Annotated in this window: 24 protein-coding genes; 6 read left to right on the forward strand and 18 right to left on the reverse strand. The window is 27.3% G+C overall.

Annotation, left to right across the window (positions count from 1 at the left end):
• Positions 1-2: 2 nt before the first annotated feature.
• From flgB to QML81_RS00240, 18 genes are all read right to left on the reverse strand, one after another.
• Positions 3-380, reverse strand: coding sequence for a flagellar basal body rod protein FlgB (gene flgB / locus QML81_RS00155; RefSeq protein WP_281951166.1), 378 nt, complete (start codon positions 378-380; stop codon positions 3-5).
• On the reverse strand, positions 373-2,358 hold the full coding sequence (locus QML81_RS00160; protein ID WP_281951167.1) for a tetratricopeptide repeat protein: 1,986 nt from the start codon (positions 2,356-2,358) through the stop codon (positions 373-375). Before QML81_RS00160 ends, flgB begins: the two co-directional genes overlap by 8 nt.
• The gene (locus QML81_RS00165; protein ID WP_281951168.1) at positions 2,345-3,910 is read right to left on the reverse strand and encodes a hypothetical protein; all 1,566 of its coding nucleotides are present in this window, start codon (positions 3,908-3,910) and stop codon (positions 2,345-2,347) included. The genes QML81_RS00160 and QML81_RS00165 overlap by 14 nt, the downstream gene beginning before the upstream one ends.
• Positions 3,907-4,548 (reverse strand): sigma-70 family RNA polymerase sigma factor, encoded by a 642-nt coding sequence (locus tag QML81_RS00170; protein ID WP_281951169.1) that lies wholly within the window; start codon positions 4,546-4,548, stop codon positions 3,907-3,909. Before QML81_RS00170 ends, QML81_RS00165 begins: the two co-directional genes overlap by 4 nt.
• The gene (locus QML81_RS00175; RefSeq protein WP_281951170.1) at positions 4,545-5,405 is read right to left on the reverse strand and encodes a MinD/ParA family protein; all 861 of its coding nucleotides are present in this window, start codon (positions 5,403-5,405) and stop codon (positions 4,545-4,547) included. The genes QML81_RS00170 and QML81_RS00175 overlap by 4 nt, the downstream gene beginning before the upstream one ends.
• Entirely contained in the window at positions 5,405-6,556 is a 1,152-nt protein-coding gene (locus QML81_RS00180) for a flagellar biosynthesis protein FlhF (RefSeq protein ID WP_281951171.1), read from the reverse strand. The genes QML81_RS00175 and QML81_RS00180 overlap by 1 nt, the downstream gene beginning before the upstream one ends.
• A complete protein-coding gene (flhA, locus tag QML81_RS00185; RefSeq protein ID WP_281951172.1) occupies positions 6,543-8,633 on the reverse strand; it encodes a flagellar biosynthesis protein FlhA in 2,091 nt (696 codons plus the stop codon). Before flhA ends, QML81_RS00180 begins: the two co-directional genes overlap by 14 nt.
• Positions 8,634-8,637: 4 nt before the next feature.
• Positions 8,638-8,922, reverse strand: coding sequence for a rod-binding protein (locus tag QML81_RS00190; RefSeq protein ID WP_281951173.1), 285 nt, complete (start codon positions 8,920-8,922; stop codon positions 8,638-8,640).
• 106 nt (positions 8,923-9,028) lie between these two features.
• Positions 9,029-10,114, reverse strand: coding sequence for a flagellar basal body P-ring protein FlgI (locus QML81_RS00195; RefSeq protein WP_281951174.1), 1,086 nt, complete (start codon positions 10,112-10,114; stop codon positions 9,029-9,031).
• 91 nt (positions 10,115-10,205) lie between these two features.
• Positions 10,206-10,898, reverse strand: a complete 693-nt coding sequence (locus QML81_RS00200; protein WP_281951175.1) for a flagellar basal body L-ring protein FlgH — start codon at positions 10,896-10,898, stop codon at positions 10,206-10,208.
• Positions 10,856-11,833: a flagellar basal body P-ring formation chaperone FlgA gene (gene flgA, locus QML81_RS00205; RefSeq protein ID WP_281951176.1), complete on the reverse strand. Its 978-nt coding sequence runs from the start codon at positions 11,831-11,833 to the stop codon at positions 10,856-10,858. Before flgA ends, QML81_RS00200 begins: the two co-directional genes overlap by 43 nt.
• Complete coding sequence (gene flgG, locus QML81_RS00210; protein ID WP_281951177.1) at positions 11,796-12,596, reverse strand: flagellar basal-body rod protein FlgG; 801 nt, start codon at positions 12,594-12,596, stop codon at positions 11,796-11,798. Before flgG ends, flgA begins: the two co-directional genes overlap by 38 nt.
• Before the next feature lie 57 nt (positions 12,597-12,653).
• Positions 12,654-13,370, reverse strand: a complete 717-nt coding sequence (locus QML81_RS00215; RefSeq protein ID WP_281951178.1) for a flagellar hook-basal body protein — start codon at positions 13,368-13,370, stop codon at positions 12,654-12,656.
• 9 nt (positions 13,371-13,379) lie between these two features.
• On the reverse strand, positions 13,380-13,910 hold the full coding sequence (fliN, locus tag QML81_RS00220; protein WP_281951179.1) for a flagellar motor switch protein FliN: 531 nt from the start codon (positions 13,908-13,910) through the stop codon (positions 13,380-13,382).
• The gene (gene fliM / locus QML81_RS00225) at positions 13,903-14,862 is read right to left on the reverse strand and encodes a flagellar motor switch protein FliM (protein ID WP_281951180.1); all 960 of its coding nucleotides are present in this window, start codon (positions 14,860-14,862) and stop codon (positions 13,903-13,905) included. Before fliM ends, fliN begins: the two co-directional genes overlap by 8 nt.
• Positions 14,863-15,260: 398 nt before the next feature.
• On the reverse strand, positions 15,261-16,280 hold the full coding sequence (gene fliG / locus QML81_RS00230) for a flagellar motor switch protein FliG (protein ID WP_281951181.1): 1,020 nt from the start codon (positions 16,278-16,280) through the stop codon (positions 15,261-15,263).
• A 2-nt stretch (positions 16,281-16,282) separates the two neighbouring features.
• Positions 16,283-16,936 carry a hypothetical protein gene (locus tag QML81_RS00235; protein WP_281951182.1) on the reverse strand — a complete coding sequence of 218 codons (654 nt, stop codon included), beginning with the start codon at positions 16,934-16,936 and terminating at the stop codon, positions 16,283-16,285.
• On the reverse strand, positions 16,926-18,032 hold the full coding sequence (locus tag QML81_RS00240; RefSeq protein ID WP_281951183.1) for a methyl-accepting chemotaxis protein: 1,107 nt from the start codon (positions 18,030-18,032) through the stop codon (positions 16,926-16,928). Before QML81_RS00240 ends, QML81_RS00235 begins: the two co-directional genes overlap by 11 nt.
• Before the next feature lie 151 nt (positions 18,033-18,183).
• Here QML81_RS00240 and QML81_RS00245 point away from each other — a divergent pair, with 151 nt between their 5' ends.
• From QML81_RS00245 to QML81_RS00270, 6 genes are read left to right on the forward strand one after another with little or no spacing between them, the layout of a single operon-like run.
• Complete coding sequence (locus QML81_RS00245) at positions 18,184-18,528, forward strand: hypothetical protein (RefSeq protein WP_281951184.1); 345 nt, start codon at positions 18,184-18,186, stop codon at positions 18,526-18,528.
• 9 nt (positions 18,529-18,537) lie between these two features.
• Complete coding sequence (locus QML81_RS00250; protein WP_281951185.1) at positions 18,538-20,538, forward strand: chemotaxis protein CheA; 2,001 nt, start codon at positions 18,538-18,540, stop codon at positions 20,536-20,538.
• Positions 20,538-21,050 (forward strand): chemotaxis protein CheW, encoded by a 513-nt coding sequence (locus tag QML81_RS00255; protein ID WP_281951186.1) that lies wholly within the window; start codon positions 20,538-20,540, stop codon positions 21,048-21,050. Before QML81_RS00250 ends, QML81_RS00255 begins: the two co-directional genes overlap by 1 nt.
• A gap of 9 nt (positions 21,051-21,059) precedes the next feature.
• Complete coding sequence (locus tag QML81_RS00260; RefSeq protein ID WP_281951187.1) at positions 21,060-22,022, forward strand: chemotaxis protein; 963 nt, start codon at positions 21,060-21,062, stop codon at positions 22,020-22,022.
• 8 nt (positions 22,023-22,030) lie between these two features.
• Complete coding sequence (locus tag QML81_RS00265; RefSeq protein ID WP_281951188.1) at positions 22,031-22,423, forward strand: chemotaxis response regulator CheY; 393 nt, start codon at positions 22,031-22,033, stop codon at positions 22,421-22,423.
• A gap of 12 nt (positions 22,424-22,435) precedes the next feature.
• Positions 22,436-23,767 carry a methyl-accepting chemotaxis protein gene (locus QML81_RS00270; protein WP_281951189.1) on the forward strand — a complete coding sequence of 444 codons (1,332 nt, stop codon included), beginning with the start codon at positions 22,436-22,438 and terminating at the stop codon, positions 23,765-23,767.
• Positions 23,768-23,771: the final 4 nt, after the last annotated feature.

The following is a 23,771-nucleotide window of genomic DNA, read 5'->3' on the forward strand; positions in this document are numbered from 1 at the left end:
TTTTATCTCCCACTAATAGATAATTTAAGTTTTGAAAACTCTTTTTTCATTGCTTCAACTGCTGATTTATACATTATTGAACTCTCAGCAAGTTTTGCAAGCTCTTTTTGTATATCAACCATATTTTCATCATATCCTTGATATCTTCCCTCAGTAATAAGCTTTTTTTCCATTTTATTATTAGATTTTGGATCTATATGTTTTGGATCTGTTTTTTTCAATTCAATTTGATCATCTAAAATTTTTTCAAATACTAAATCTTTAGGTTTAAAACCTGGAGTATCTGCATTAGCTATATTGCTTTGAATAACTTTTGTTCTATCAAGATAGAAGGAGGCTGTTTTTGAGAGCATTTGCGTTTTTTGAAACATTTCACTCATTTTCGATCCTTAATCTAAGTAGCTCAGATTCATATATATTTTTTGCAATTTTTGACCAATTTTCATTACAATCTTTTATTTTATTAATTATCTCTTTTGCATAATTCATTTTACCAGTTCTTATATAAGAAATGGCTAATAAAGAATCAATATAACAACTATCTTTTAAATTTTTAGAAATAGGTTCTAATATATTTATTAAATATGTGTATTTTGACTCATTTATAAGCTTTTCAGAATATGCCTTAACAAATTTCTTAACAATCTCATCCTTTTCAAATCTTTTTGCTATCTCTTTTGAATATCTTTTTATAAACTCAATGGAGTCGCCTGATTTACTCTTAATTTGAGCAAATTTATAAATTATTAAAGATTCAAAATCTCCATATCCACAATATTTTTTGCAACTTCTCATACTGTTTAAACAAATATTATCAAAATTTTCTTTCATAATGCAATTTTTACTAAAAAGTTTGAAATATTTACAATCTTTTTTATTTATTTTATTTAAAACTTTTATGCTTTTATCAAAATCTCTACTCTCATATAAAGCCTGAGCCAATTTAAATCTATTCTCATCATTTTTCCATCTGTTAAGAATATATTCAAGCAAATCAACTCTTTTGCTATTTTCTTTACAAAATTTCAAATCATTTGCTATTTTTAATAATACCTCTTGAGAAAAAAGAGATTTAAAAAATTTTTCATTTGAGCCATAAAGTTTACACATTTTTTTTGATTCAAGTACAAGAAGATAGCTACTCCATAAATCTTTTATATACTCTTTTTGCTCATAATTTAATCTATCTACTGAAATTAAAGATAATTCCCATCCCAAACGTTTAAAAAGTTTATCACTTCCTATTTCAAAAACAATAACGCCAAAATTTCCCAATGCAAATCTACCTATATAATTCGTTCTATTTTTTACAAGTGTTTTAACAACAAATCCATCTGGATCTTTTATAAACTCTGCTTCTTTCATAATATTTTTTAATTTTTCTTTTAGAGTTTCATCTCTAATAATAAGCGAAATTAGTTTTAATTTAGCTACTGTTGCCTCTTTTGATTTTGGATATTTAGAAATCAACTGATAATAGTAGTTAGTAGCGCTTTTTATATCCCCTTTTCTAAGCCCAATATCACCCATTCTTAAAAGAGCTTTTTTTAAAACTTCCCTATTTTTAATAAGATTTAATATTCTTCTAAAAAGCTGCTCAGCAAATTTGATATTACCCATTCTATAAGCTGTTTCAGCCACTAAATAGTAATACTGTGGATTATCAATTAGATAAGATTCAAAATCTCTATAAGTTTTCAGAAAATATTTAAATGCATCTTTATATTTTTCATCTACAAAAAGCTGCATTCCTCTTAAAAAAAGGATCTCTTTTTTCTGCTCTTTTTTCAGATTTTCCACATTTAATAAAACCATATATTTTGTAACAAGATCAAGTTTATGAAGCCAAACTGCAACTCTTAATATCGCTATAACACTTTTTATCTGTTCATTTTCTTTTTTTGTTTTAAAAAGAGATATCTTATAATTTGCCAAAGCTTTCTCATAAAACTCTAAAGTTTCATAAATATTTGCTTTTGTATAATAATAATCCCAATCAAGATTTTCCTCTTTTGCTGCATAAAGATTTAAATAGGAATCTGCAGTCCATAAATATTTTTTTATTCCTGTTCTTTTTGCTATTTGTAGATAAACTTTACCAAGCATTAATAGGCTTTTTTTATAATAAGGGGATTTTGGATTTTTTAAAATTTTTAAAAACTCATCTAAAGCTTCATAATAAGAGCCATATCTATAGTCTTTGACAGCATTTTTAAAAACAAACTCTTCTAATTTAGTTTTTTCTTTTATCGATATATTATTTTCATAAGATTTTGAACTATTTTTCTCAAGCGAAGCAAAAGAAGGATAAATGAAAACAAATAGAATAAAAAATAGAAAAATTTTATGCCAAAACATCTATCTTGCTTTGGACTCTTTTATTTTTTACTAAATTTTTTGAAGAATCTATATATACTCTTTTTTCTTTGTCTTTTATAACCAAATTGAAATTTTTATAACCGCTCTCTTTTAAAATATTTCTTATCTCATTTTCAAGTCCATTTACCAATAAAATAGAGTTATTAGTAGATAGATTTAGAGTTAAAAAGCGGCTTTTTATTGTAGCATTAACAATTAAATCATTTAATCTAAATGAAAAACTATTTTTATTATTTATATCTTTAAAGTTTTTTTCATCAAATTGGTCTTTAAAATTTTGTAAATCATTAGCATTTTGTTCATTATGTTCATTTGATGAAAAATTGTTATTATTGTGGGTATTTTTATTTAATTCTTCAATATTATTGTCACTATTTAAAACCTCAATTTCAATATCCTCTTTAATCTCTTTTTGTATATTCTTTTTATCTTTAACTGTTTCTATATTGTTATAATTAACAACTCTTTCATCATTTATTAAATCATATTTTGTTTCATCTATATTTTTATATTTTTCTGTTTTTTGAATATTTATCTTAGAAATCTCTTTTTTAAAATCTTCTTTTAAATTTCTGTTGATTGTTTTTTTACTATTTTTATAATTGATTTCTATTTTTTGATGATTTTCTAATTTATCTAAATCTTTAAAATTTATTATATTCCTATCTTCATAATTCTTTTCAGCTAAATTTTTATGAGTAGATTTATTATCTATTTTTGATGAGGTAGTAATAACTTTTTTTATTTCAATAAAACTGTTTTTAGTAAGATTATTTATTTTACTCTTTTTATCTTCTGCTTTAATATTTTCAATTATTTTTTTATTTTTTGTTATCTTTACATTTTCATTATTTATATTTTTAACAGAATCGTTTATATAATATTTAACTTTAATTTCATTTGTTAGATTAGTATTAGTATTTAAATTGGTTTGTCTATTTTCTAAAATAGATAGTTTATTAAAAGATTTATTTTTTTTGCTGTGTACTACGGTTTTATCTTTTTTTGTTTTACTATTTATTTCAATATTTTTAGATATTTTTTGTATCTCTAAATTATTTATATTATGAGATATATTATCTAAAATTTTTAAATTTTTATCACTTAATTTTTGGTTTTTTTCAAAATGCTCTTTTTTTTGAATATATTTCTTTTCAAAAAAATTTAAAGCTATCTCACTATTTATTCTTTTTTCAATATTTTTATTTAGTATAGAAAATTTATTAATTTTCTTAGTTTTAATATTTGGAAAAATTATAAAAGAGTTTTGTTTATCACTTTTTATATTTTTTTTATAAAAATTTATATTTTCTTTTTTTGAAAAAATAATTTGTGGTTTTTTTATAAAATTTTTATCTTTTGTTTTTAAAAAACTGTCAAATTTTATATTCTTATCCTCTTTTAAAAACATTTCATTTAAAATATTTTCAAAAGAGGATATGTTTTTATTTATATTTTTAGTAGTGGCAAATGGATTATGGTTATTTTCTTGTTTTATATTTAAACCAAGCAAAATATCTAAAAAATTCATATCTGCTCCGCTTTTGACAAAATCTTTTTTATCTTTAAAATTGCTTGAGATTTTAGTTGTGAAACCCTTGATTGAGAAATATTCAAAATCTCTGATATCTCTTTTGGCTCCTTTTCTTCAAAATAGAAAAGCTGCAGTGCCAGCCTCTCTTTTTCATTTAATAATTCCATTGCTTCCAATAAAATTGTTCTCATTTCAGAATTTATTGCATGCTCTTCTGGACTAATATCCTCAGAAATCAAAATATCTTTAAGCTGCAAATTTCCATCTTCACTGCTTAAAGCCTTCTCCATACTAAGCATTATAGCCAAATTTGACAAAGGAATAGCTTTATTTGGATTTTCCTCTTTCTCTTTTTTAATTTTATCACGCATTGTACGAGGAATTACATGCAATGATCTTAAATAATCTAAAATCTCTCCTCTTATTTTAATATATGCATATGTTGAAAATTTAGCTTTTTCACTATCATATTTATCAAGAGCTTTTATTAATCCAATAATTCCAGTATTTACAAGTTCATCAAACTCAATTCCTGAGTCTTTTGGTAACTTAAAAAAAATTTTGCTTGCAACTTTTTTTACAAGCGGAGTATTATCTAAAATAATTTTTTGTTTTTCATCTTTTGATAATCTCATTTTTTACGCTTCTGCCCCAAAAAATCAAATACTTTTTCCCAAAAATTTATATTTTGTTTATCCATTGGCTCTTCAGCTTCAATAGCACTTATTTTTTTCATCTCTAAACTAAAAGGATCATTTGGAAAAAGTTTTGTTATTATCTCTTTTTTCTTAACACATTTTTTAAGATTTTGCGTTAATGGCAAATATCCAATCATTTCAAGATCAATACCTAAAAATTTATTTGCAGATATCTTTAATTTATTAAATGTATTAAAAGCCTCTTCTTTACTCTTAGCCATATTAATAACTATTTTAAAATTATTATATCCATAAATATTATAAATTGACTTAATTAGAGCATATGCATCCATTAATGCAGTAGGTTCAGGTGTGGTTATGATATAAGATCTGCTTGATGCTCTTAAAAATGAAGCTATCTTATCATCAATTCCTGCTCCAGTATCAATTATTATATAATCATATCTATAAGAAATTTCTTCCAAAGAGTTTATTAAAGATGAAATCGAAAATTCATCCATTTGAGAGATTGAATCTATACCCGAAAAACCAAGCAATGCATCAAAGCCATATCTATTTACTAAAATATTTTCAATATTTTCCCCATTAAACAGATTTTTCAATGTTTTAGATGGATCTGTATTTAAAAGAATATGGATATTTGCCATTCCAATGTCTGCATCTATAAGCAAAACGCGTTTTTTAAAAAAATTCGCAAGTGAATAGGCAAAATTTACACTAAAATTCGTTTTTCCAACACCACCTTTTCCACTTGCAATAGTTATAAATTTACTATTTTGTAATATTTTATTTTTATTAATTAAATCTCTTAAACCTTTAGCTTGATCTTCCATTATTCACCTATCAAATAATTTGCTACTCTTTCTGGATTTAAAAGTCTTAAATCTTCTGGCACTCTTTGTCCTGTACTTATGAATGATACTGGAATTTCTGTTTTAATAGGTAGATTTACTAATATTCCAGGTTTATATGTTTCATCAATTTTTGTAAAAAATATAGAATTTATTGGGAAAAATGTTCTATATCTATTTACTATCTCTATTGCTTCGCTATTTTTATAATTACAGCTAATAACTAAAGATATATCCATCAAATCATTTCCGCCACCTAATATCTCTTTCATCTCACCTAGTCTCCAGTAATCATAGTGGCTCCTACCAACAGTATCAATCAATACAATATCTATATTTGACATAGAAGAGAGAGTTTTTCTTAAATTTTTGGAATCTGTTACTGCAAAAAATGGAATATTTAAAATATTTGCATAAGCCCTTGCTTGTTGAATTGCACCTACTTTAAATGTATCTATACTAATAACTGCAACTTTTAATTTTTGATTGATAACGAGTTCTGATGCTATTTTAAAAAGATTTGTTGTTTTACCAACTCCAGTTGGTCCAACAAAAGCTTTAACTTTCAAACCACCTTTTTGTATTTTTAATGGACCAGTAAATCTTATCTTTTTTTGAACACCTTTTATAATTGCTTCTTTAAAAAAACTTGTATTTAAATCAAATTTATTTGTATCGATATCAAGACCACAAGCCTCTTTTACAAGAATTTTAGCAATTTTTGGCTCAACATCTTTTTTTAAAAGCAGATTTATTAAATCTAAAGCATCACCAGTAAATTCATTAAATTCTTCACTTATTGGAATTTGCTGATTTTCATTATGTGGAGGAGTAGGCAAAATTGTTTGATTTAGTTTTAAAGATTCAATCTTTTTATCAATCATTTTTTCTATTTTTTCTAAAAATCTATCTATCTCTTCATTTTTTTCCTCTTTTGATAAAATATCCAAAAATCCCTCTTGGGCAGTTGGGACCTCTACAAAAAGAGTATATTTTTTTCTTTTTTTAAAAGGGAAAATACCTCTTTCATCTTCTACTTCATAACTAAGTATTTTTATATCATTTCCAAGTTCTCTTTTTGCCTCTTCTATGAGGGCATCTAAATCATAACCCTCATATTTATTGATTTTCATCAATTTCTACCTTACCTAAAATATTTAGTCTAACTTTTGGATCAATTTCAGTATATGACAGCACTGCTACATTAGAAAGATATGGCTCAATTATCTTTTTTATATATCTTCTAAGATTAGCTGATGTCAAAAGAACAGGTGTTGCTTGATTTAATATAAACTGTTCAACAAAACCCGTCATTTTATGAATAATCTGCTGTAAAATAACAGGATCTAATGGAGGGATTGACCCCTCATACTCTTTAATTTTCTCTAAAATATGATTTTCCAATTTAGTTCCTAATGTTACAGCATATAGTTTACCATTTTTTGCATAAAGAGAAGTTATAAGTCTTGATAAAGATTGTCTTACCAACTCTGTTAATATATCTGGATCATTTGTTTTATTTATATTATCAGAAAGCGCTTCAATTATAGATAATAGATCTTTAATAGGAATCTGCTCTCTTAAAAGATTTTGCAAAACTCTATGTAAAATTGAGTATGATACCTGTTCTGGAACAATCTCTTTTACAATCGGATATTTTTTTGATAGAGCTTCTACTAAATCTTTAGTCTCGCTTCTACCCAAAATTTCATATGCATGATTTTTTATTGTTTCTGAGATATGAGTAATTACTACCGTTGGAATATCCACAACAGTGTATCCCATCATCTTTGCTTTATCTTTTTGTGATTCATCTATCCAATAAGCTTTTAATCCAAATGTTGGCTCTTTTGTTTCTATGCCTCCTATTTCTCCCTTAGTTGAACCAGTATCAATTGCTAAGACTTTTCCTGGTTCAATTTCACCTTTAGCTATTTCTATATCTCTTATTAATATTCTATACTCTCCAGGTTTTAACTCAAGATTATCTTTGATATGAACAAGAGGTATAATAAGTCCAAGCTCTTTACTTAACTGTTTTCTTAAAGATTTTATTCTTTTTATAATTTCGCCATTTTGCGATTCATCAACATAAGGAATAAGTGAATATCCAATCTCTAAAGTTATTGTTTCAGGTTGAGAAATAAGCTCTTCTGGCTCTTCACTCTCTTTTGTTTCTTCAATTATCTCTTTTGCTCTTTTTTCAGCCTCTTCAATCTCTTTTCTTTTAATATCTTGTTGCATCATATATCCAACTATAGCCACCATAGATGCGAGAATCATAAATGGAACAAATGGCATTCCCGGAACTATCCCCATAGCAACAAGAGCAAAAGCTCCCATATATAAAGCTTTTGGATAACCTGTAAGTTGTGCAAATATCTCTTTTCCTAAATTTGCTTCTGATACAGCTCTTGTTACCATTAGCCCCGCAGCAGTGGAAGTTATAAGAGCTGGAATCTGACTAACTAGTCCATCACCTACAGTCAATATTGTAAAATTTGCAGCTGCAGTTGAGATATCCATATTATGCTGAAATACACCTATTGCTATACCACCTATTATATTTATAAGAGTTATTATTATTCCAGCAATAGCGTCGCCTCTAATAAATTTACTAGCACCATCCATAGCCCCATAAAAATCAGCTTCTTTTGCTATCTCTTCTCTTCTTTTTTTTGCCTCTTTTTCATCAATGATGCCTGCATTTAAATCTGCATCAATTGCCATCTGTTTTCCAGGCATTGCATCAAGTGTAAATCTTGCACCAACTTCAGAAATTCTCTCAGTACCTTTTGTAATCACAATAAAATTGATTGTAACTAAGACTATAAAAACAATAACTCCAACAATATAGTTTCCACCAACTACGAACTGACCAAAACTCTCTATTACTTTACCTGCAGCTTCAGGACCTTCATGTCCATGTAACAGAATAGTTCTTGTTGTAGCAACATTCAATGAAAGCCTAAAAAGAGTTGCCAAAAGAAGTAGCGATGGAAATGATGAAATCTGCAAAGGATTTCCAATATAAACAGTTGTCATTAATATAATCAGTGATAAAGTGATACTTGTTGTTAATAAAATATCAAGTAAAAATTTTGGAATAGGTAGCACCATTGATGCTAAAATAGCAAGAATTAAAACTACAATAATTGCATCAGAGTGCTTATGAACTTTTTCAAAAAATAGAGATAAAGCTTGTGCCATTTTTTTACTTCATATTTTTCTCGTAAGCTTTAATTGCTTCTAAAAAATACTCTTTTATTCCTAATTTATCACTATCGCTTATTGATTTTGCCATCTGCATATCGAACATATCAAGATACATTTTTGAAGTAAATGAGCTATTAAACATTCCTTTTTCCATACTTTTTCTTACCTCTTTTAAAAAAATATGTATAAATTCTGTTTCAAAAGCTTTAGCTGCTTCATCAAGCTTTTTTATATTTGAAATTGAATTAATATCCCAATATGTTTTTATATCTGTATTTATCATTATCTTCCTTTTTGCAATTGGACATTAAGTTAATAGTCATTAGTCATTGGAAATTGGCCGCTTCACTGCTTCGCTCCTTACTATCTTATCTTCTAACTCATCTTATCTACATTATAACAATCTTAGCATGAAGCTTTCCAGCATTTTTTATTGCTTGAATTATTGCTATTAAATCTCTTGGTGAAATACCAAGATCATTTAATGCTTTAACTAAATCTTTAAGAGATGGAGAATTTATTGAAAATATTCTACCATTTTCTTCTTTTACTTTAGTTGTAACTTTTTGTGTTTTAACTGTTTTTCCACCAGATAATGGCGGTGGTTGCGAAATAATTGGCTCTTTTTGTATAGATACATAAATATTACCATGAGATACATAAACAGGAGCATCAATTTTAATATCTCCACTCATAATAACAGTCCCTGTTCTTTCATAAATAACAATAGTTGGCTCATTTTGAGTATCTATTTTTAAATTTAAAACTTTTGATACAAAATCTACTTTTTTCATATTTTTTGGATATTTTATTTTTATAGTAGCCGAATCAACTGCATCTGCAAGATTTTCTTTAAAATAGTTATTTATAGTAGAAGCTATATTTTTAGCTTTTGTAAAATCTGGATGTTTCAATGTTAAAGTTAAAAATGGCAAATTTTTAAAATCAAATGGCAAATCTCTCTCAATTATTCCACCATTTGGTATAACCGCTGTTGTTGTAAAGTTTTTTTGAATTTTTCCACCTTTATTTGATTCACTAAATCCTCCACCAGTAGAAACAGGGCCTTGAGCAAAAGCATATACTTTTTTATCAGGCCCAAAAAGAGGAGTTCTTATAAGTACACCATTTCCTATATCTTTAGCGTCTCCAAGTGAAGAGACAGTTACATCAAATGTCATTCCACTTTTTGCAAAAGGTGGCATATTTGCTGTTACAATTACAGCAGCTGCATTTTTTGTTTTTACATCTTTTGGATCTATATAAATTCCCATTTTTTTAAGCATATTTGCTATACTTAAAAGTGTAAACTTTGTTGTAGTCCCATCTCCTGTACCATTTAAACCAACTACAATTCCATAACCAGTTAAATAGTTTGTTCTTACACCAACAATATTTACTTCACTTCCAATTTTTACTTCACTAGCTAATAAAATAAATGGAAAAATAAAAACTAAAAAAATCTTTTTAAGCATCTCTTGCCTTTTTATAAAATTAAACATTGGATATTAAACATTAGTGTAAAAAACCACTTACAACTCAACCTTTCAACTATTTTAACTAAAATCAAAATGGCCATATTTTCATTAAAAATTTGGCTAACCAGCCTGGACTTTGAGTATCTGCTGCAAATCCTTCTCCATTATATTCCACATACATATCTGATATTTTTGATGAATCAATTGAGTTATCTTGAGAAATATCTAAAGGTTTAACAATTCCAGAAATTTTTAAAACCTGTATATCATCATTTATTTTTATATATTTTTTTCCTTTTATAAAAAGATTTCCATTTGGATAAACTTTTATTACCCTTGCTGAAATGGTAGCAACAAGTTTAGCTTGCCTTTTTGTATCTCCACTACCTTTGAAACTATTTTTTGAAGACTGTTTCAATCCAAAAACTGATGTTTTATTTGGAACTTTTTTATCCATAATAGTAGCCGATGGTAAACTAAGATCCATATCATTTGTTCTTGCAGATTTCGTGTTTGTACTACCTTGCCCGCTAATATTTTCATAAACTTTTATAGTAACTATATCTCCAATATTATGAGCTTTGTCATCACTAAAAAGATTATCATATCCATTATATAAAGAACCGGGAGAGTTTAAAGATTGTTGCTCTTTTATATCAGGAGGAGTTATAGTAGGTGGGGTTGGATTTTCTTTTTTACTGCACCCTCCCGTTAAAAAAATAATTAAAACAAAAAAAATTAACGAATAAATTCTACTGTAAATGGAGCAACAACTCTGCATTTAATTATCCTATCTGAAGAAATATTTTTTACCCTAATAATTTGTCCCAATATTCCATTTTCAAGAGCAAGCCCTAAAAGTTCAATTTTTATAGGACCATTTTTATATATAATTTTTACACTTTTTCTTTTTATAACTAAATAGTTAGGCTCTATAAAATATCTTTTTATTATACTATCTTTTTTAATATTTCTTTTTGCAATATTGCCAATAATTTCATCTTTTCCCAATATATCGCTTTTTGAATAGATTTTTATTTTTTTAAAATAGATATCATTTATTGAAATTTTTTTACCTTTTGGAATATCTCTTTTTGCAAATGGAGCCATAATAAATTTTTCAATTTTTAAAGTAATTGGAATTTTTTTAAAAAGTTTTCCGTCATTATAGATAAAATAATTGATATAAATATGTGAATTTGTAGATGATTTTATCTCTATCTTTTTTTCTGTTTTCGAAAAAGGAATAGTAAAAGATTTATTACCTATAGAGATAGATTTTATAGCAATTCTATCGCCAAATTTTTGTTGAATAAACTTTTTTATATCATTTTCTATCTCAGAGATTTCCAATTTTTTTGTTTTTAATTTAACTATGCAATTTTCGCCAATTATATTTATCTTTGATACATCAATATAATTATTTTGTAATGTTTTTAAGATTTGCTCTTTTTTTATTTTTGCTATATTATCTTTTAAAGTAGTTATCTTGAGAGTTGATATGAAATTTTTTAAAGTTTTTTCATTTTTATCTGATTTTATATCAGCTATATCTTTTATCAAAATATTTTTGTTAATGACCTCAACAAAAGGCTTTAATTCTACAACAATTTTGGCATAACCAGAAAAGTTTAAAAGTAACAGTAGGAAAAAGGCCAAAATAGCCTTTTTAAAAAATTTATGATTTAAGTGTAGAAACTGTTCTGAGCATTTCATCTGCAGTAGTAATACCTTTTGAATTTATCTCATATGCTCTTTGAGCAACTATTAAATTTACCATCTCATCAACTATATTAACATTTGAACTCTCTAAAAATCCTTGAGCAAGTTTACCAAAACCATCACTATTAGGATCTCCTTCAATAGCCTCCGCTGAAGCCTCAGTTGGAACAAATAGATTTTGGCCAATAGATTTTAATCCAGCGGGATTTATAAATCTATACAGTTTTATATCTGCCAACTCTTCAATTGTTTGAACTCCACCCTCATTTCTCACAGCAGTTACTTTTCCATTTGGACTAATAGATAAACTAATAAGAGTTTCTGGCGAAGATACTTGAATATTTGGTGAGAGCTTATATCCTTCAGGAGTTACAATATATCCTTCATTATCAAGTTGAAAATTTCCAGCTCTTGTATATGCTTCTCCTCCACCAGGTGTTTCTATTTTAAAAAAACCTTTTCCTTCTATCGCAACATCAAGTTCTCTATCTGTTTTTTTTAGGCTTCCTTGAGAAAAAATTTTACTAACATCAGAAAGCTTTACACCTAGACCTATTTGAATTCCTGAAGGAACCATATTTTCATCTGAACTTTTTACACCTGGGTCTTTAATATTTTGATAAATCAAATCCTCAAAATTTGCCCTACTTATTTTAAATCCAACTGTATTAACATTTGCTATATTATTAGATACAACATCAAGATTTGTCTGTTGTGCCTGCATACCAGAAGCTGATGTCCAAAGAGCCCTAATCATTTCCTATCCTTTCTTTTATTTGGTATCTTTCTCACTTTCTAACTATTTAACTAAATTTTATGCTCTTCCAATCTCATTTGTTTTTTGTTCAATAGCATCTAATGATTTAATTAAATTTGAATATATCTCAAATCTTCTTTGAGATATAATCATCTCACTCATCTCTTTTATTGGATTAACGTTTGAACTTTCTAAAAATCCTTGCCTTATAAGATATTTTGGTTTTTTTTCACTTCCATTTCCAACATAATAACTTTTGCCATAAGCCTTTACTTTTTCAAAATTGATAATTTTAAGTTTTGCAACTTCTTCGCCTTTTTGAAAAATAGCACCATTTGGACCTACATTTATTGGATATTTTGAATTAACTTCTATTTTTTTACCTGCATCATCTAAAACAGGATTACCATTTGAGTCTACTAAAATATTTTCATTGTTTATAAAAAAATGGCCATTTCTTGTTAAAAGTTTTTCGCCTTTAACTTTAACTTGAAAAAAACCATCACCCTCTATCGCAAAATCTAAAGGATTCTCAGTTTTTTTTAGTGAGCCTTGCTCTAATATAACTGGAGTATCTTCAAATCTTGAAAATACAAATAGATGATTGCTATCACCTCTGTTTTTATCAATTCTTTGGCTCATCTCTTTTAAAAGAAGTTTTTTAAACCCTGTAGTATTAACATTTGCAATATTATTAGTAATTGTATCAAGCTGTTCCATAGCTCTTGAACTACCACTTGCAAGAACATATATAGATTGAAGATTTAGGGCCATTTTTTTTCCTTATTCACTATCTAATATTTTCATTCTATCTTCTGGAGTAATAATATTTGTTATTTTGATACCAAAACTATTTTTTATTGTATAAAGTTCACCCTTTGCTATAAGTTTACCATTAACCTTTAAATCAACAGGTTCACTTATCATTTTATCAAGCTCTATGACACTATTTGGATTTAATTTTAAAATCTCTTCTATGGGTAATTCAGTTGATCCTATCTCAACCGTTACTTCTAATGGAATATCCATTAAAAGAGATAATTTTGAATTTTCACTCTTTTCATAATTTTCAAAAGATTCAAGAGAACTATCAATGGGCTTTTTATCTTCATTTGCAATTTCACTTTCCCAAGATGAAGCTAAATCTTCTTGATTATTCTCTTGTGCAGCTTCAGCTTCCCATTGTGCTGCTAACTCATCTTGATCAACTTCTTGGGAATTTTCTTGATTATCTTGTTCAGCTTGCTCAGCCCACTCTTTTGCAAGCTCTTCTTGGTCTACACTATCTTGATTATTTTTTATCTCTTCACTCATTCTCTTCCTTCAAGATTGGCTCTTTTATCAAAGCTGCATATCTCTCTTTTACTTTTCCTAACTTACATTTATATTTTGGAGTATTTTCAACAACAAGCATTAGATCACTATCTTTATCAATATTTAATATTAAATCATCTCCCACTTTCCATTCAAGAATATCTTTTAAAAGAAATTTTTCTTTACCAAGTTCTAAAGTTATTTTTATATTCAATGAAACTAGAGACTCTTTTAATTTTTTTTGCCATTCACTATTTTCTTCGCCTATAAATTCTGTATAAATTATATCTTTTATTGGCATAAACATACCTTGAGGAAAACAGAAAAATATTGGAGCTTCATATCCATCAACTTCAACATTACACTCCACAACAACTACTTTTTCATTCCCTGATGTAACTCTTGCCAATGAAGGATTTAGCTCAATTGATTTTTTTTCCAAATTTATAGGATAGAAATTTTTCCAAACATCTTCAAATGTTTTTAATGCTATATCAATAAAATCTCCAATTATTTGCACTTCAAGTTTTGTAAATTCTCTGCCTTCAACTTTAAAAGGTTTAGCTGGGCCTCCAAAAAGTACACTTATTATAGTAAAAACAAGCCTTGAATCAACAACAAATAGAGCATTTTCTTTTAAAGGTTTCATAGAGATTGTAGTATAGCTAGAAGGCATAGGAATTTTTGACATAAAAGAGTTAAATCTTGAAACATATATGCTCTCTTTTGAGACCATATTTATTTTGGGGATAATCTTTCTTACTTCATCTCTAAATAGTTTTACCCATCTCTCATATATGATCTCAAGTCCAGGCAATCCACCTTTTTTAATACTTTCTATTTCACTAAAATCAAAAGGTACAATGTCACTTTTTTCTTCAATACTCTCTTCTTCGTTTCCACCTAAAAGTGCATCAATTTCATCTTGAGACAAGAAATCTTGTTCTGACATCTGTACCCTTGGATTTAATATTAAAAATATTATAGCGATATATTAGGCTTTTTGCAACTTTTTTCACATTTTTTTCACTATTTTTCTTAAATAATAAAATTATGAGTAAATAATTAATATTTTATGTGAAAAAGAGGTGAAAAAAGATAGTCATTGGTATATTGGAAAATGAGGAATTAGAAGGAATTGGGAATTAGCGCTAAAAGCCAAGCGTTAAGAGCTAAATGTTAATTGTTAAGTGTATAACTACAAATTATCACTATCCACAATCGCCAAATACTACTTACTTAAATCTTGGCTCTCACTTATCCTTTTCATCTTATTCAAGCATCATCATAAAAATTTCCACTAATAACTTAATGACTAATGACTAATGACTTAATATCTAACAGTATGCTTTAAACATACTCTTCTCCACTTCCATAATCAATAACACCTTTATTGATTAGTGCTTTAATCTCTTCGATAATTTTCTTTTGAGCCTTTTCTACATCACTTTTTTTCATAGGCCCAAGCACTTCCATATCTTCTACAAACATCTCAGCAGCACGTTTTGACATATTTGCTAAAAATTTATTAAGTATCTCTTCTGAAGCACCTTTAAGTGCAACAAGAAGTTCATTTTTATCAACATTTTTAAGAATCTCAATAATAGCTTTATTATCAAGTTTAACAATATCTTCAAATTTAAACATTCTCTCTTCAATATTTGTAGCAAGAATTTCATTCTCTTTTTTAATATCATCCAATATCTCTTGTTGTGTCTCTTTTGGTAGAGCATTTACAATTTCAGCTGCAACATCAATACCGCTTAATGTTTCTTCTTTACCAGCCCCCATTGATGCAAGTTCCTCTTCTAAAGTGTGAGCAACAACTTTTAGCGTCTGATTTGAAATTTTCTCGATTGAGGCAATTCTTTGAATTACCTCTTCTTGAACATTTGTCACACCTGCTCTTTTTGGAATATATTGTAAAATTTCTGCTGCTTTTGAAGGATTTATCTGAGAAAGTATTAAAGCAATAACCTGAGGATGCTCATCTTTTATAATACCAGCTACTGCTTTTGCATCCATTTTTTCCAACTCTTTAAATATCTGTTTTCCCTCTTCTGAACTAAAAGTCTCTTCAAGAAGCTTTTCTAACTTATCTGGAGGCAAAGCCTGCTGTAAAATACTTTTTAAATGTTCAGGTGCCAATTTTACAGGAGATATTTCTCTCAAAAAATTATAAGCATCATCTAAGACCGATTTTAGTTGCTCTTTAGTCGGTGTTTCCACAGTTAAAAAAGCTTTTACTAGTCTTTCAATTTCATGCTCTTTTAAATTTTTGAAAATTTTTACGCTTTTTTCTTCTGGGAGTGCAGAAAGAAAAATTGCAGCTTTTTGAATTCCTTTTAGACTACTTTTTTTCTCTTCCAAATCTATTCCTTATTTTCCAATAATTTTTTTGCTATTTCAATATATCTATTTATAATAATTTTTGCAATACTCTTATTTGAATCTACTATTTTACCTCTAATTATTGTATGGTCACTATTTACTAAAGCATCAACTTTTTCTATCTCTATATTGATCTCTAAACGCTTTTGATCTCTTTTAATCATAATATTTTTAAATGTATTATTTTCTAATTTTTTTGGAACATATATTTTTATACCAATAACTGAAATATCTTCTATATAAACATTTTTGCATATCAATGAACCATCAATATACATATCAAAATAACCAAAATCCTCTTTGCATAAAGGAAATCTTTCAAATACTCTTCTCTCTTCTAACTCCTCTTTAGAAATAATTTTGGTCCATATTTTACTATCTTCAATTTTTTCAATTTTTAATAAAAAGATATATTTTCTTTTATCATCTTTTATTACGATAAAAAAATCAGAAAATTTTCCAATGATAGAAAGATATTGCAAGGGATTTATTTTGTCAAATAAAATTTTATTATCATTTATATCTAAAACTTTTAAACTAAAAAAAAGATTAAAATCTATTCTCTTTTTACTCTCTTCACATATTCTTGTTAACTTTTTATAAGCATTATATCTTTCATTTTTTTTAAATAGCATCATTTATCCTATTATCTTTAATATATCTTTCCAATTCTTCTAAAGATTTAGCACACTCTTTTGTATCACTATGTATATTAAATATCAAATCTTTAACAAAATCCAATGAAACTTTTTGTTCATTTATTAATTTTGATATATTTTCTGTACTTTTAACGACATTATTTAATTTTGATTCTATATTTTCAAATACATCTTTTGCTTTTTCAATATCACTTTTTACCAAAATTGAATCTTCACTCTGTTTTTGTAGCTTTATTGAAAGAGTTTTTATAGAATTTGTAATTAAATTGACAATTTTAGTAATATCTTCAGTTGTTTTTATAGTTTTATTTGCAAGTGTTCTAACTTCATCTGCTACAACTGCAAAACCTTTTCCATGTTCACCTGCTCTTGCTGCCTCAATAGCTGCATTTAAAGCAAGTAAGTTTGTCTGGTCAGATATCTCTTTTATATCTCTTACCATCTCTTCTATTTTTATTGATTCATTTTCAAGTTTTTCTGCATCATCTTTAATTTCAACCACTTCATTGGTAAAATTTTTAACACTTTCCATTGAGGAGATAATTAATTTCAAACCTTTATCACTCTCTTTATCTGCATCAACTATGGATTTATACACTTTAGAAGTATTGTTTGTTACTCCATCTATGGATTTTGTTAGCAATTCTACAGAAATTGAAAGGCTTAATAAATCATCAATCAATTTTTGATTTTTTGAAGAAGAACTATCAATCAAATTTTTTATTTTATTTGAAATATCTTCTATTTTTGAAGAGATTTTTTTAATTAGAAAATCTTTTTTATTAAATTCGTCTGAAACAAATAAAATCTCTTCTTTAAGATTATTCAAATCTATATCTTTTTTTATAATATGAAAAGACTCGATAACTATATCAAATAAAGTATCAACACTTTTTCCAATATTTAAAACACCGATTAAACCAATTATAAATACAATAATAGGTATAACAATTAATAAAACTTTTTGAAAACTATTTATATCTTTTATATCAAAAATAAGATATACAGATAAAATAAGAGCAAAAAGTGACTGCAATAAAATAATTAAAAAAAGTTTTTTTGAAATTTTCATAAAATAACCTTTATTTGTGCCGATAATTTTTAAAATACGATTTTATATTTTATATATTTTAATTTAAAATTAAATTTAATTATATAATAATACTCTTAAAAATCGATATTTTGAGAATTTTGCAACTTTTATTTATTATATGGGGTATTTAATGTTTAAAAATGAGGATTTTAAAATTGCTTATGATCATCTTCAGTTATCCATAGATGAGAGTGAGAAAAATACAAAAAAGATACTCGAAATTTTATATTCTATGTCTAAAGATATAAATGAAGGAAATTTTAAAGATTTAGAAAACAAGATAGTTAAAGCCACTGAACTTTTACAGTTTCAAGACATAATTTCTCAAAGATTAAAAAAAGTTCAAAATTTTTTAAAAGAGATTGATTCATTAATAGATTCACAAATAGATAAAGAAAAACTTTCAGACTTTGCTTGGGAAAATGAAGTTGAACAAAATGATGTGGATGATATACTTAAAAGTTATGGATTATAAGGATAGAAAATGAGAATAGAAATCAATGAAGATATGAAAGAGATATTTGAAGAGTTTATGGTTGAAGCAGAAGAGATTTTAGAAAATCTTGATCAAGAACTTATAGAGCTTGAAAACGATCCTTCTGATAAAGAACTTCTAAATAAAATATTTAGAGGAATGCATACCCTAAAAGGTGGAGCTGGATTTTTAGGACTAACTTCGATAATAGAACTTGCCCATAAAATTGAAAGTATTTTTGATAAACTCAGAAATGATGAGATGAGTTTAAATTCAGATAAAATGGATATCATTTTAGAAGGTATAGATGAACTTAAAAAAAGCATATACTCATTAAAAGAAAGTTATGAAATACCTGATTTAACTGAAATAGAACCTATTTTGAAAAATCTAGATGATCTTTTAGAAGGGAAAGCCATACCAAAAAAAGAAATTTCAAAAGAAGAATTAACACAAAATAATGAAAATGAAGAATTAATATCTGATAATGAAAATAGTGAAGAAGAAAATGAAAATATTGAAATTGTTTTTAAAGAAGATGTTGATCCAAAAGTAAAAGAGGTTATTAAAAAATATCCAAATATGGGATTTAAAGAGATTTTAGATGAATTAATTCTTTTGCCGCCTGATGAAAGAGACATGGATCTTATTGAAAAGATAGATGAGCTTATATCACAAGGAAAAGATGTTAATGATCTTATTTTAGAGATAAAAAAAGTTGGAAAATCAAAAGAAAAAGAGACCTTGCCTCAAGTTTCAAAAAAAGAAGAGATAAAAAAAGAGGAAAAAAAGCCTAAAAAATCGGTAAAAAAAGAGGAACATGAAACGATAAGAATCGATATTGATAGAGTTGAAGTTTTAATGAATCTTGTTGGAGAGCTTGTTCTTGATAGAAACAGAATAGTAAAACTTGCATCACGATTTTCAGGAATAGATAAAAGCTCAGAAGTGGCAGAAGAGCTAAATGAAGCAATTGCTGGAATGAGTAGATCTGTAAGTGATCTTCAAGAGGCTGTGATGAAACTAAGAATGCAGCCAGTTAAAAGAATATTTAGCAAATTTCCAAGAATTGTTAGAGATCTTGCTAAAAAGCTTGGTAAAAAAATAAATCTTGAAATGGAAGGGGAAGATACTGAAATAGATAGATCAATATTAAATAAATTAGAAGATCCTCTCATACATCTAGTTAGAAACTCTATAGATCATGGTATAGAAACTCCTGATGTAAGATCTGCTGCTGGAAAACCAGAAACTGGTACTATTAAACTTTCAGCCTTTCAAGAGGGAGATAGGATTATAGTATCTATAGAAGATGATGGTAAAGGGATTGATCCAGATATAGTTAAGAGAAAAGCTATCGAAAAAGGATTAATCAATCCTGACCAAGCTGAAAATATGAGTGATAAAGAGATTTATGAACTTATTTTCTTACCAGGTTTTTCAACTGCTGAACAGATCAGTGATGTGTCTGGACGTGGAGTTGGAATGGATGTTGTTGCATCTACTATCCATTCGCTTAGAGGTTCAATTGAAATTGATAGCGAGCTTGGAAAAGGTACAAAGATAACTATGAAACTTCCTTTAACAGTTGCAATAATTAGAACTTTGATGGTTGGATCAAATGATAGAGTTTTTGCTATTCCAATTTTTAGTGTTTCAGAAATCATCCAATACAATCCAAATGATATAAAAGATGTTGGACATTATAAATCACTTATGTTAAGAGATAAAGTTTACCTTCTTTTTACATTAAATGAGCTTTTTGATCTTGAAAATGATGGAAAAGAAAAATTTGTCATAATCATAAATGTTGGTGAAAAAAGTATAGCAATAGCTGTAGATGAACTATATGGGGAAGAAGAGATAGTAATCAAACCTCTTGGAAAACTTTTAAGTGATGTCCATGGAATTGCTGGTGCTACAATTACCGGAGATGGGAGAGTCGTTCTTATTTTGGATATAAACTCTTTAATAAATGATAAAAAAAATGAACTCACAGGAGTAATCTAATGGCTGAAACAGAAGTACTAGGCGTTAAAGAAAATATTTATAAAGCTTCAAAAAATGAAGAAAGAGTCATATCATTTAAATTAAATGATGAATTAATTGGAATCGATATCAAAAAAATTATAAAAATTACAAAAAAACTTGATATTACTCCTGTACCAAAAACTAAAGATTATATACTTGGAGTTATAAATTTAAGAGGAAATATTGTTCCTGTTGTTGATCTTAAAAAAATGCTTGACCTTCCAAATAAGGATAAAGAACAAAATTTTATACTTGTAATTGACTCTGATCTTGGAAATATTGGTTTAATGGTTGATGAAATAGAGGGAGCAAATACAATTGATCCTGAAGAGATACAACCAACACCAATAAACTCTATAGGAATAGATTCAAAATTTATATCAGGTGTAGTTATGGCAAAAAATGAGGAAAACGGAGAAAAAAATCTACTTATTTTATTGGATATTGACAAACTTTTTGAAAATGAAGAAAAAAATCCCGAAGAGAATTAAAGGGCTGTTATGAACAAAAAAGATTTTTTACCAAAAATACTTGAAACAGGAGCCAATGAATTAGAAATTATTGACTTTAGAATGTTTGAAGAGCTTGAAGATGGCTCTATATATGAGTGGATTTTAGGCGTTAACGTAGCAAAAGTTAAAGAAGTTATACAAAAACCAGAAAACATCTATAAAACTCCAGGCCTTCCTCCCGAAGTAGAAGGTGTTGCAAAAATAAGAGAAGATGTTATTCCAATAGTTAATCTTGCAAAATGGATGAAGATTAAAGAGCCAAAAGATAAAACTGGAAAATATGTAATCGTTATGGAGTTTTTAAGAGAGATTATTGGTATTGTAATCCATGAAGCTAAAAGAATTAGAAGAATAAAATGGACAGATATCAATAAACCTCCCGCAAGCATAGATGAAAAACTGGGTGGCAAAGTTGTTGGTGTTATCGAAGTAGAAGATGGAAAACTGCTTCTGCTTCTTGATTTTGAAGGTATTTTAGATGAACTTGGCATGATAAAAGTTTTTAGTGTTGATGAATCTCAACCTGAATCTCAAACGGAAGAAAAATTTAATATTCTTATTTTGGACGATAGCCCTGTAGCTAGAAAGATAATAAGACAGATTTTAGAAAAAGATGGTCACAAAATATATGAAGTACAAAGTGGAATCGAGGGACTTGAATTTTTAGAAAATATAAAAAAAGAAGCTCAAGAAGAAGGAGTTGACATAACTGATAAAATACAGCTTATTATAAGCGATATAGAGATGCCAGGAATGGATGGATTGACATTTACAAAAAAAGTTAAAGAAGATCCGATTTTTTCAAAAATTCCAGTAGTTATAAATACATCACTCTCAGATAAAGCTACAGTTGACAAAGCAAAATTTGTAAAAGCAGATGCTCATTTAGTTAAATTTGATACAAAAGATTTACTGCATATTGTTCATCAATATGCAATCAAAAAACATTAGGAGGAGAAATGGCATTGCCAGATAAAAACATAAAAATTTTAGTTGTTGATGATATGAGTACAATGAGAAGAATAATAAAAAATCTACTCAATCAACTTGGATATAAAAATATAGATGAAGCTGAAGATGGACTTGCTGGTTTACAAAAACTAAGAAATAATAAATATGACTTTGTAATAACTGATTGGAATATGCCAAATATGACTGGACTTGAAATGGTTCAAGAAATAAGAAAAGACCCAAATCTAAAAAATACCCCTATTTTAATGGTAACAGCGGAAGCAAAAAAAGAAAATGTAATAATGGCTATAAAAGCAGGAGTAAATAACTATATTGTAAAACCTTTTCCAGCAGAAGTATTAAAAGAGAAAATGGAAAAAATTTTTGCCTCAAGAAAATAATAAGGAGAAATTATGGGTAAAAAAAATTCTGAATTTGAAAAAAATGAAGAGTGCTTGGAAAAATTAAAAAGTGTAAAAAAAGAGCAAAAAGAGGCTAAAAAAAGAATAGAACTAGATTGGATTGAAGCAGCTCCAAATTTAGCTCAGTCTACTTTTTATGCAGCAATTGTAAAAACTGGAATTTTTAGATTTAAAAATAGATTTGCTGAGTTAAAAAAAGGCTTGGACAATGTTACTCGTAAAAGTGAAGAAAATTTAATATATGCAAAAGATTTGCTTGATTCAATAAATAAAGTAGAAGATGCTCAAAAATTCACAAGTAACTATATTGAAGAGGGCGAAGAGACACTAAACAAAACAAATAATGATATTATAGAATCTGTAAAAGCAATGGATAATTTAACAAAAACAACTGAAGAGTTAAAAAGAAGAATTAGTGGAATTGACCATGTATTAAATGTTATTTTAGAGATTACTGAACAGACAAACCTTTTAGCATTAAACGCAGCAATTGAGGCAGCAAGAGCTGGGGAAGTTGGACGAGGATTTGCCGTAGTTGCTGATGAGGTTAGAAAACTTGCAGAAAAGACGAGTAAAAGTGCTGGCGAAATCAGAGAAGTTACAGTTTCAGTAATGGACGAGATGGATAATACTTCAAAAGTTGTAAGCCATGCAAAAAGCATTGTTGAAGATAGCGCTGAAGGTGCTTCTAATGTTTCTAAAATATTCAAAAAGATAAAAGACAATTCAAGCAATGTTACTTCTCTTATAAAAAAACAGGTTGATCTAACAAAAAAACAAGAAGCTAATACAAATATTCTCTCTAATGAGATAGAAAATATTAATGAAGAATTAAACCAAGTTAGTGAATTAGCAGGTAGAATTGGCAGTCAAATCCTTGATGCAATTGATTATAATAAACAAGGATATGATATTTTAGCGAAAGACTTTAGTTCAACATATACTAATATATTAAATGCTATTAGTGACCACTCAATGTTTATAACTGATGCTGCTAGAATTTTAGATGAAGTTTCAACAAAAGAGCTTAGTGATTATACATCATGCAGATTTGGAAAATGGTTCTATTCTAATCAAGCTTTTAATGAGTTAAGAGCATATGGAGATGAGGTTATAACAATTTTAAAAGATATAGAGCCTCTTCACAAAGATGTACACAATCTCGCATTTGAAGCAATAAGATTAAAAAAAGAAAATAGAAGCGATGAGGTTTTTGAGACATTAAATAATTTAGCAAAAGTTGCCAATGAATTAATATCAAATCTTATGAAAATTTATGTAATTGTTACTACAAAAGAAAAAGATAAACTAATCAACCAATGAAGGT

This window comes from Nitrosophilus kaiyonis, assembly GCF_027943725.1.
GTDB lineage: Bacteria > Campylobacterota > Campylobacteria > Campylobacterales > Nitratiruptoraceae > Nitrosophilus_A > Nitrosophilus_A kaiyonis.